This is a genomic window from Actinomadura rugatobispora (assembly GCF_042656285.1).
In the GTDB taxonomy this organism is placed as follows: Bacteria; Actinomycetota; Actinomycetes; order Streptosporangiales; family Streptosporangiaceae; genus Spirillospora; species Spirillospora rugatobispora.
On sequence record NZ_JBHSON010000178.1, the window covers coordinates 1 to 11,617 of the forward strand.

Sequence of the window (11,617 nt, forward strand, 5' to 3'; positions counted from 1 at the left end):
CGCGCAGGCCGGCGGCGTGCTGGCGGTGCTGCGGTCGGGAGCCGACCCGGTCGACGTCGGGATGTCCCTGGCGACGGAGCGGACGCCGTTCGAGGAGCGCGCCGTGGTGGTGGCGGACGACCGCGCGGCCGCCGAGGCCGGACTGGGCCTGCTGGCCGAGGGGCGGAGCGGGCCCGAGGTCGTGCGCGGCGCGCCCGGCGACGGGCTGTGCGCCGTGGTGTTCCCGGGCCAGGGCTCGCAGCGGATCGGGATGGGCCGGGACCTCGCCGCGGCCTTCCCCGTGTTCGCGCGGGCGCTGGACGAGGTGTGCGCCGAACTCGACGCGTCGCTGCCCGAGCCGCTGCGGGCGGTCATGTGGTCCCGCCCGGACCTCCTCGACCAGACGCGGTACGCCCAGTGCGCGCTGTTCGCGGTCGAGGTGGCGCTGTTCCGGCTGATCGAGTCGTGGGGCGTCGTCCCCGACCACCTGGCCGGGCATTCGGTCGGCGAACTGGCGGCGGCGCACGTTGCGGGCGCGCTGTCGCTGGCGGACGCCTGCCGGGTGGTCGCGGCCCGCGGCCGGCTGATGCAGGAGCTGCCGCCCGGCGGCGCGATGGCCGCGGTCGCCGCCGCCGAGGAGGAGGTCGCGCCGCTCCTGGACGGCGGCGCGGAGATCGCCGCGGTGAACGGCCCGGCGTCGGTGGTGGTGTCCGGTGACGAGGACGCCGTGCTGGCGGTGGCCGGCGCGCTGGAGGCCAAAGGCCGCAAGGTGACCCGGCTGCGGGTCTCGCACGCCTTCCACTCGGCGCACATGGACCCGATGCTGGCGGAGTTCCGCGCGGTGGTGGAGTCGGTGACCTGGGAGCGGCCGCGCATTCCGCTGGTGTCGACGGTGACCGGCGAGGCGGCCGGCGCCGAGATCGCCGACCCCGCGTACTGGGTGGAGCAGGTGCGCCGCCCGGTGCGGTTCCTCGCCGCGGTGCGCTCGCTGGAGGCCGCGGGTGTCACGACGTTCGTGGAGGCCGGCCCCGGCACCGCGCTGTCGGCCGCCGGACGGGGCTGCCTCACCGGCGAGGGCGCCGGCTTCGTCCCGCTGCTGCGCAAGGAGCGCGCGGAGCCCGAGTCGGCCGTCCGCGCGCTGGCGGAGCTGTGGACCAGGGGCGTCCCGCCGGACTGGGAGGCACTGTACGACGGGACCGCGGCCCGGCCCGCCGACCTGCCGACCTACCCCTTCCAGCGCCGCCGCCACTGGGTGGACACGTCCTCCGGCGGCGGTGACGTCCGCGCGGCGGGACTGTCGGCGGCCGAGCATCCGCTGCTGGGCGCCGCGGTGTCCCTGGCGGGCTCCGACGGCGTGGTGCTGACCGGCCGGCTGTCGGTCGAGACCCATCCCTGGCTGGCCGAGCACCGGGTGGGCGGCACCGTGGTGCTCCCCGGCACCGCGTTCGTGGACCTGGCCGTGCGCGCGGGCGACCAGGCGGGCTGCCCGCGGATCGACGAGCTCACGCTGGAGACGCCGCTGGCGCTGCCCGACCGCGGCGGCGTCGTGGTCCAGGTGACGGTGGGCGAACCGGACGAGCGGGGCGGGCGGCCGCTGTCGGTGCACTCCCGGCCCGACCGCCCGGACCACGACGGCCACGATGCCGCCTGGACCCGGCACGCCGGCGGCCGGCTCGGCGCCGCGGCCTCGCCGCCCGGCTTCGACCTGGGCGCCTGGCCCCCCGCCGCCGCCGAGCCCGTCGAGGTCGGCGGCGTCTACGACGAGCTGTCGGCCATGGGCCTGGACTACGGACCGGTGTTCACCGGGCTCCGGGCCGCCTGGCGGGACGGCGACTCGATCTTCGCGGAGGTGAGCCTGCCGGAGTCCGCGGCCGCCGACGCGGCCCGCTTCGGGCTGCACCCCGCCCTGCTGGACGCGGGCCTGCACGTGCTCGGGCTGTACGGGTTCGCCGGTGACGGCGAGGAGCCGGGAGCGGCCCGGCTGCCGTTCTCCTGGTCCGGCGTCTCGCTCTACACCACGGGCGCGACGGCCGCCCGCGTCCACCTGGTGCGCGACCCCGGCACCGGAGAGGTGGCGATGCGCGTCGCCGACGGCTCCGGCGCGCCGGTCGCCCTGGTGGAGACGCTGGTGACCCGGCCCATGCCCGTGGACCGGACGGTACGGGACGGCGGCGCCGCGACCTCGTTCTACCGCCTGACCTGGCAGCCCTTCCACCCCGCACCCGCCGGGCCGCTCTCCGTCGGGCACCTCGAAGGGCTCGGCGACACGATCCCCGCCGCGGTGGTGACCGAATGCCCCGGCGGAACCGGCGCGGACGCCGTCCGCACCGCGACCTCGCGCACGCTGGCCGCCCTGCGGTCCTGGCTCGGCGACGACCGCACCGCCGCGTCCACGCTGGTCGTGCTCACCCGGAACGCGGTGGCGCCCGGCGGGGACGCCGCGGCCCTCGACCCGGCGGCCGCGGCGGCGAGCGGGCTCGTGCGGGCGGCGCAGTCGGAGAACCCCGGCCGGATCGTGCTCGTCGACGCCGACGACGCCGCCACGGCCGACGAGATCGCCGCCCTGCTGCCCGCCGTGCTCGCCTCCGGCGAGCCGCAGGTCGCGGTCCGCGGCGGCGAGCTGTCGGTCCCCCGCCTCGCCCGGGCCCGGATCGGGACCGGCACGGGCCCGGGGCTGGACCCGGACGGCACGGTGCTGGTGACCGGCGCCACCGGATACCTCGGCGGCCTCGTCGCCCGGCACCTGGCCGCCCGGCACGGCGTCCTCCGGCTGCTGCTCGTCAGCCGCTCCGGCGCCGCCGCCGAGGGTGCCGCCGGCCTGCTGGAGGAACTGGACGCCCTGGGCGCCGAGGCCGACCTGGTGGCCTGCGACGCCTCCGACCGCGACGCCCTGGCGGCCGTCCTCGCGGGAATCCCCGCCGACCGCCCGCTGACCGCCGTCGTGCACGTCGCCGGAGTGCTGGACGACGGCGTCGCCACCGCGCTGACCGACGAGCGCCTGGACACGGTCTTCCGGCCGAAGGTCGACGCCGCGCTGAACCTGCACGAGCTGACCGAGGACCTCGGCCTGTCGGCGTTCGTGCTGTTCTCGTCCATCGCCGGAGTGCTCGGCGGCGCCGGGCAGGGCAACTACGCCGCCGCCAACGCCTTCCTCGACGCCCTCGCCGCCCGCCGCCGCGCCCATGGCCTCCCCGCCCTCTCCCTGGCGTGGGGGCTGTGGGCGCAGGACGCCGGAATGGCCGGAAGCCTCGACCAGGCCGACCGCTCCCGCCTCTCGCGCACCGGAATCCTGCCGATGTCCGAGGCCGAGGGACTGGCCCACCTCGACCTCGCCCTCGCCGGGAACGAACCGGCGCCGCTGCCGGTCAAGCTGGACGCCGCGGCCCTCCGCAGGCTGCCGGTCCTGCCGCCGGTGTTCCACGGCCTGTGGCGCCCCGCCCGCCCCGCGGCCGCGTCCGGCCTCGACGCGGCCGGGCGTCCCGCCGACAGGCTGCGCGCGCTGCCGGAGCAGGAGCGGACCGAGGCGCTGCGCGACCTCGTGGCCGCGCAGGTCGCGGCGGTCCTCGGCTACGGCTCTCCCGCCGAGGTCGACCCGTCCATGGCCTTCCAGGACCTCGGCTTCGACTCGCTGACAGCGGTGGACCTGCGCAACGGGCTCGGGGAGGCGCTCGGACTGCGGCTCCCCGCGACACTCGTCTTCGACCACCCGACCCCCGCCGCGCTGGCGGTGTTCCTGGAGGAGGAACTGACCGGCGTCACGGACGCGCCCGCCCCGGTCGCGCGCACGTCCGCCGCGACCGACGAGCCGATCGCCATCGTCGGCATGGCCTGCCGCTACCCCGGCGGGGTGCGCTCGCCCGAGGACCTGTGGCGGCTGGTCGACCAGGGCCGGGACGCGATCTCCGGCTTCCCCGCCGACCGCGGCTGGGACGTCGAGCGGCTGTACGACCCGACCGGGCGCCGGACGGGCACGAGCTACGTGCGCGAGGGCGGATTCCTGCACGACGCCGCCGACTTCGACCCGGCGTTCTTCGGCATCAGCCCGAAGGAGGCCCTCCTGATCGATCCGCAGCAGCGGCTGCTGCTGGAGATCACCTGGGAGGCGTTCGAACGCGCCGGAATCGACCCCGCGACGCTGCGGGGGACCGGCGCCGGGGTGTTCACCGGCCTGATGTACCACGACTACGTCGGCAGCAGCAGCACCGGCGCCATCGCCTCCGGCCGGATCGCCTACACCTTCGGGCTGCAGGGCCCGGCGGTGACCGTGGACACGGCGTGCTCGTCGTCGCTGGTCGCGTTGCACCTGGCCGCGCAGTCGCTGCGGCAGGGCGAATGCTCCCTCGCGCTCGCCGGCGGAGCGGCCGTCATGGCCACACCCGAGACGTTCGTGGAGTTCTCCCGGCAGCGCGGGCTGGCTTCGGACGGCCGGTGCAAGGCGTTCTCGGCCGCCGCCGACGGGACGGGCTGGGCCGAGGGCGCGGGCGTGCTGGTGCTGGAGCGGCTCTCGGACGCCCGCCGCAACGGCCACCCCGTGCTGGCGGTCGTGCGGGGCAGCGCCGTCAACCAGGACGGCGCGTCGAACGGCCTGACCGCGCCGAACGGTCCGTCGCAGGAGCGGGTGATCCGTCAGGCGCTCGCGAACGCCGGTGTGTCCGCGTCGGATGTGGACGTCGTGGAGGGGCACGGCACGGGGACGCGTCTGGGCGACCCGATCGAGGCCCAGGCGCTGCTGGCGACCTACGGGCGCGACCGCTCGGGCGATCGGCCGTTGCTGCTGGGGTCGGTGAAGTCGAACATCGGTCATGCCCAGGCGGCCGCGGGTGTCGCGGGCGTGATCAAGATGGTGCAGGCGATGCGGCACGGGGTGGTCCCCAAGTCGCTGCACGTGGACCAGCCCTCGGGCGAAGTGGACTGGTCGTCCGGCGCGGTGGAGTTGCTGACCGAGGCGGTGCCGTGGGACGTGGACGATCGCCCGCGGCGGGCCGGGGTCTCCTCGTTCGGCGTGAGCGGCACCAACGCGCACGTGATCGTCGAGCAGGTGCCGGAGGAGGAGCCCGCCGGGAAAGCAGAGCCCGCCGGGAGAGCGGAGCCCGCCGGCGCGGTGGTGCCGGTGCTGCCGTGGGCGGTGTCGGCGCGCAGCCCCGAGGCCCTGCGCGAGCAGGCGTCCCGGCTGGCGTCGTGGCTGGACGAGCGTCCCGAGCTGGATCTCGTCGATGTCGGGTTCTCGCTGGCGAGCACCCGTTCGGTGATGGACCATCGCGCTGTCGTGGTGGGCGGTGACCGTGACGAGGTCTCGCGTGGCCTGAGGGCGTTGGCGGAGGGGACGCCGGATCCCGGTGTGGTGTCGGGGACGGTGTCGCGCGGCTCGGTCGCGGTTTTGTTCTCGGGTCAGGGTGCGCAGCGGGTGGGCATGGGCCGGGAGCTGTACGAGTCGTTCCCGATGTTCGCGCGGGCTTTCGACGAGGTGTGCGCGGCGTTCGAGGGCCTTGTGCCCGAGTCGTTGTGCGAGGTCGTCTGGGAGCGGCCGGATCTCATCGACCAGACGGTGTTCACGCAGGCGGGCCTGTTCGCGTTCGAGGTGGCGCTGTTCCGCCTGGTCGAGTCATGGGGTGTGCGGCCGGACTTCGTGGGCGGTCATTCGATCGGTGAGCTGGTGGCCGCGCACGTGGCGGGGGTGTGGTCGCTGGAGGACGCGTGCAAGGTGGTGGCGGCGCGCGGCCGGTTGATGCAGGCGCTCCCGGAGGGCGGGGCGATGATCGCCGTCGCCGCCGCTGAGGAAGACGTCGCGGCCCTGCTGGAGGACGGGGCGGAGATCGCGGCGGTCAACGGCCCGGCCTCGGTGGTGATCTCCGGTGGCCAGGACGCCGTCGCATCGGTGGCCAAGGAGCTGGAGGCGCGAGGGGGCAAGACGACGCGGCTGCGGGTCTCGCACGCGTTCCATTCGCCGTTGATGGATCCGATGCTGGAGGACTTCGCCAAGGAACTGGCCGCCGTCGAGTTCCACGCCCCGCGTCTCGGGTTGGTGTCGAACCTGACCGGCCGCCTGGCCGACCCCGCCGAGGTCACGACCCCCGAGTACTGGGTGCGGCACGTGCGCGGAACCGTCCGATTCTGTGAGGGTGTCCGGACGCTCGAAGCCCAGGGAGTCCGCTCCTTCCTCGAATGCGGCCCGACCGGCGTGCTCACCGGGCTGGCCGAGGCATGCGTGCGAGAGGACGCCGCCACGCTGATCGCTCTGCAGCGCCGGGATCGCGAGGAGCCCCCCGTCCTGATGACGGCGCTCGGACGCGCCCAGGTCGTCGGCGTTCCGATCGACTGGGAGGGCGTCTTCGGCGGTACGGGCGCGCGGCGCGTCGACCTCCCGACCTACGCGTTCCAGCGCCGGCGCTACTGGCTGGATCTGGGGGCCGGCGGGGCCTCCCCGGCCGAGCATCCTCTGCTCGGTGCCGCCGTCGAACTGGCGGACTCGGAAGGGCTGCTGTTCACCGGGCGGCTGTCGTTGCAGACGCACCCCTGGCTGGCGGGCCACATGGTCGGCGACACCGTGCTCCTGCCCGGGACCGCGTTCGTGGAGATGGCCTTCCACGCCGGTCACCGCGTCGACCTGGCCCGCCTGGAAGAGCTGACGATCGAGGCGCCGCTGGTAGTGCCCGAGTCCGGTGGGGTCAACGTCCAGCTCGCACTGGCCGCCTCCGGGGAGGACGGTGCGCGGTTCTTCGCCGTGCACGCCCGTCCCGAGAACACGTCCGACGACACCTGGACGCGCTTGGCGACCGGGCTGCTCGCCCCGGGGGACGGAGCCGGCACCTCGTCGGCGGATCTGACCCAGTGGCCGCCGCCCGGGGCCGAGCCGCTCGTCCTGGAGGACTTCTACGAGCGGCTGGCGGACGCGGGCCTGAACTACGGACCGGAGTTCCGCGCCCTGCACCGTGCGTGGCGGCGCGGCGACGAGCTCTTCGCCGAGACGAAGCTCCCGGAGCGGGCCGATGCCGAGATCGACCGGTTCGGGATCCATCCGGCCGTGCTGGACGCCGCGCTGCACGTGATCGCGGCGGGCGATGCCTCCGGCGGGCGGACGCTGCTGCCGTTCAGCTGGTCCGAGGTTGACCTGCATGCCACCGGTGCCACCGACCTGCGGGTCCGGATCCGGCCTGAGGGGGAGGACACCGTGTCGGTGGAGGTCGCCGACGCCGCGGGCGCTCCCGTGGCCTCGGCGGCGGCACTGATACTGCGGCCCGTCGCGTTCGACCGGCTCGCCCCGGCGGCGGCGGGCGGGGCGCCCGACTCGCTGTTCCGCGTGGTCTGGGAGCTCGTCCCGGACGGGAAGGCGGCCGTGGCCGGGGGCGCAGAGCCGGTCGTCGTGCGCTTCGGCCCCGGAGCGGCCACCGCGGACGCGGTCCGCGCCGGGACCCATCGGATCCTGGACGTCCTGCAGGAATGGCTGGCCGACGAACGGTCGGACGAGGACAGGCTCGTCGTCGTCACCCAGGGCGCGGTGGACGCCGGTGACGAGGCGCCCGCCACCGACCTGCCCGGCGCGGCCGTGTGGGGACTGGTCCGGTCCGCCCAGTCGGAGAACCCCGGACGGATCGTGCTCGTGGACGTCGACGCCGACTCGGGGGACCACGCGGTCCCCTTGGCCCTGGCGGCGGGAGAACCGCAGGTCGCCATCCGGTCGGGTCAGGTGTACGTGCCGCGCCTGACCCGGGCCGAGCCCCTGCGGGAAGAAGACCCCGGTACGACGACGGCGGCGGCGGTGGGCTGGGACCCGGACGGGACCGTGCTCGTCTCCGGCGGCACCGGCACGCTGGGCCGGCTGGTCGCGCGGCATCTGGTCGTCCGGCACGGCGTCCGCCACCTGCTGCTGGCCGGTCGCCGCGGCGCCGGCACCCCGGGCGTCGCCGAACTGGTCGGCGAACTCGCCGGTCTCGGCGCGACCGTGACCGTCGCCGCCTGCGACGTCGCCGACCGGGACGCGGCGCGGCGGATGCTGGAGGGGATCCCCGCCGAGCATCCGCTGAGCGGGGTCGTGCACGTGGCGGGGGTGCTGGACGACGGGACGCTGCCCTCTCTCACCCCGGAACGCCTGGACGCGGTGCTGCGGCCCAAGGTCGACGCGGCGCTGAACCTGCACGAGCTGACCGCAGACCTCGGCCTGTCGGCGTTCGTCCTGTTCTCCTCGGCGGCCGGAGTGTTCGGCACCCCCGGCCAGGGCAACTACGCCGCGGCCAACAGCGTCCTGGACGCGCTGGCGCGACTCCGCCGAGAGCAGGGACTCCCCGGGCTTTCGCTGGCGTGGGGGGTCTGGGCCGGGGACGGGATGGCCTCGGCCCTGACCGGCGCCGACGCGCGCCGCGTCCAGCGCATGGGCATCGAGCCGCTCCCGGTGGAACAGGGCCTGGAGCTGTTCGACGCGGCCGCCGCAGCCGGTGATCCGGCGCTGGTGCCGGTCGGCCTGAACAGTAGGACGCTGGCCGCGCTCGGGGACGAGCTGCCGCCGCTGCTCCGCGGACTCGTCCAGGGAACGGCCCGGCGGACCGCCGCCGGCGCCGACGCCGGTGCGGCGCTGCGGGGCCGCCTGGCCGGGCTCCTCGCCGACGAGCGCGCGGCCGAACTGCTGGAACTGGTGCGCTCCACGGCCGCCCTGGTCCTCGGCCACGGGGAGACCCACGCCATCGAGCCCGACCGGGCCTTCAGCGAACTGGGCTTCGACTCGCTCAGCGGCGTGGAGTTCCGCAACCGGATCAACGCGGCGGCGGGACTCCGCCTGCCGGTCACCGTCGTCTTCGACCATCCGAACCCGCGGGCGCTGGCCCAGGCCCTCACCGTTGAACTCGACGCCGCCGAGCCCGGCGCCGAGGACGCCCGCGCGGCGGACGTGCGGGCGATGCTCCAGGCCATCCCGCTGGCGCGGCTCCGCGACGCAGGACTGCTGGACAGCCTCCTCGAACTCGCCGGAATCCACGACCGGGGCGGGAGCGCGAACGGCGGGCACGGCCCGGACGGCGGCGGCGAGCCGATCGACGGCGAGTCCATCGACGCGATGGACGCCGACAGCCTGGTCAGCCTGGTGATGGGCGGGAACGGCATCGACGACGCGACACGAGAGGGATGACGCTGCCATGACGAGTCCGGACGGAAAGGTCGTCGAGGCCCTGCGCGTCTCCGTCAAGGAGAACGAGCGCCTGCGGGAGCAGAACCGCAGGCTGGCCGCCGTGTCGCACGAGCCGGTGGCGATCATCGGCATGTCCTGCCGGTTCCCGGGCGGGGTGGGCTCGCCGGAGGAGCTGTGGCGGCTGGTCGAGACCGGAACCGAAGGGATCACCGAGTTCCCGGACGACCGCGGCTGGCCGGTCGACGACCTCTACCACCCCGAGCCCGGCCGTCCCGGCACCAGCTACACCCGGCACGGCGGCTTCCTGCACGACGCGGGCGAGTTCGAGCCCGCGTTCTTCGGCATGTCGCCCCGGGACGCGCTGGGAACCGACCCGCAGCAGCGGCTCCTGCTCGAGGGCGCCTGGGAGGCGTTCGAAAGCGCGGGGCTCGACCCCACCGGACTGCGGGGCAGCCGGACCGGCGTGTTCGCGGGAGTGATGTACCACGACTACCCCGGGAGCCACGGCTCGGGAAGCATCGTGTCCGGGCGGGTCGCCTACACCCTCGGCCTGGAGGGGCCCGCGGTGACGGTGGACACGGCCTGCTCGTCGTCGCTGGTCGCGTTGCACCTGGCGGTCCAGTCGCTGCGCCACGAGGAGTGCTCGCTGGCGTTGGCCGGAGGCGTGACGGTGATGGCCACGCCGAGCACCTTCGTGGAGTTCTCCCGGCAGCGCGGGCTGGCTCCGGACGGCCGGTGCAAGGCCTTCGCCGATTCCGCCGACGGCACCGTCTTCGCGGAAGGCATGGGGCTGCTGGCGCTGGAGCGCTTGTCGGACGCCCGCCGCAACGGCCATCGTGTGCTGGCCGTCGTGCGGGGCAGCGCCATCAACCAGGACGGCGCGTCGAACGGCCTGACCGCCCCGAACGGTCCTTCCCAGCAACGGGTGATCCGCCAGGCGCTGGCCAACGCCCGTGTGCCCGCGGACCAGGTCGATGTGGTGGAGGGCCATGGCACGGGGACGCGTCTGGGCGACCCGATCGAGGCGCAGGCGCTGCTGGCGACGTACGGGCGCGACCGCTCGGGTGGCCGGCCGTTGCTGCTGGGGTCGGTGAAGTCGAACATCGGTCATGCCCAGGCGGCGGCGGGTGTGGCGGGTGTGATCAAGATGGTGCTGGCGATGCGGCGCGGGATCGTCCCCAAGTCATTGCACGTGGAAGCCCCGTCCGGGGAGGTGGACTGGTCGTCCGGCGCGGTGGAGCTGGTGACCGAGGCGGTGCCGTGGGAGGCGGGGGATCGTCCGCGGCGTGCGGGGGTGTCCTCGTTCGGCATCAGCGGGACCAACGCGCACGTGATCATCGAGCGGCCGGCCGAGGAGACCGAAGCGTCCCAGGCCCGGTCAGGTCCCGAACCGGTGCCGGTCCCGTGGGTGATCTCCGCCCGGAGCCCGGCGGCGGTGCGGGAGCAGGCGTCCCGGCTCGCGACGCTCCTGGACGACCCGCACGGGCCGTCCGTGCTGGACGTGGGATTCTCCCTGGCCACGACGCGCGCCGAGTTCGATCACCGCGCGGTCGTGGTGGCCGAGGACCGGGACGGTTTCGCCCGCGCTCTCAAGGAGTTGGCCTCCGGTGCCGGAGTGCTCGATCAGGGGCAGGTGAGCCCCGGCCGGACGGCCGTGCTGTTCTCGGGTCAGGGCGCGCAGCGGTCGGGGATGGGCCGGGAGTTGTACGAGTCGTTCCCGGTGTTCGCGAGCGTGTTCGACGAGGTGTGCGCCGGGTTCGATGGCCTGCTCGATGAGTCGTTGCGTGAGGTCGTGTGGGAGCGGCCGGACTTGATCGATCAGACGGTGTTCACGCAGGCGGGCCTGTTCGCGTTCGAGGTGGCGCTGTTCCGCTTGGTCGAGTCGTGGGGTGTGCAGCCCGACTTCGTCGGTGGTCATTCGATCGGTGAGTTGGTGGCCGCGCATGTGGCCGGGGTGTGGTCTCTTGAGGACGCGTGCAAGGTGGTGGCGGCGCGTGGCCGGTTGATGCAGGCGCTTCCTGAGGGCGGTGCGATGGTCGCCGTGGCCGCCGCCGAGGAGGACGTCACACCCCTCCTGGAGAACGGTGTGGAGATCGCTGCGGTCAACGGCCCGACGTCGGTCGTGATTTCGGGTGACCAGGACGCCGTAGCCCCGGTGGCCGAGGCGTTGAAGTCGCAAGGGGTGAAGGCGACGCGGTTGCGGGTGTCGCATGCGTTCCATTCCGCGCATATGGATTCGATGCTGGAGGACTTCGCCAAGGAGCTGGCTTCCGTGCAGTCCCACGCTCCGCGTCTGGGGTTGGTGTCGAATCTGACGGGCCGGCTGGTCGAGTCCGACGAGGTGACGACCCCCGAGTACTGGGTCCGGCACGTCCGCGAGACCGTCCGGTTCTGTGACGCGGTTCGTGCGCTGGAGGCCGAGGGCGTGGCCCACTTCGTGGAGGTGGGGCCGTCGGCGGTGCTGTCGGCGACGGGGGCGGGTGAGTTCATCCCCGTGTCGCGCAAGGACCAGCCTGAGGTGTC

The 11,617-nt window shown here is 74.7% G+C and carries 2 protein-coding genes; both read left to right on the plus strand.

Going from position 1 to position 11,617, the window contains the following annotated elements; all coding sequences use genetic code 11:
• The first annotated feature begins 16 nt into the window (after window positions 1–16).
• Window positions 17–9,094, plus strand: a complete 9,078-nt coding sequence (locus ACFPZN_RS54810; RefSeq protein ID WP_378293140.1) for an SDR family NAD(P)-dependent oxidoreductase — start codon at window positions 17–19, stop codon at window positions 9,092–9,094.
• Window positions 9,095–9,101: 7 nt separating this feature from the next.
• Window positions 9,102–11,617: type I polyketide synthase (locus ACFPZN_RS54815; RefSeq protein ID WP_378293142.1), on the plus strand; the 2,516-nt coding region annotated here is incomplete at its 3' end.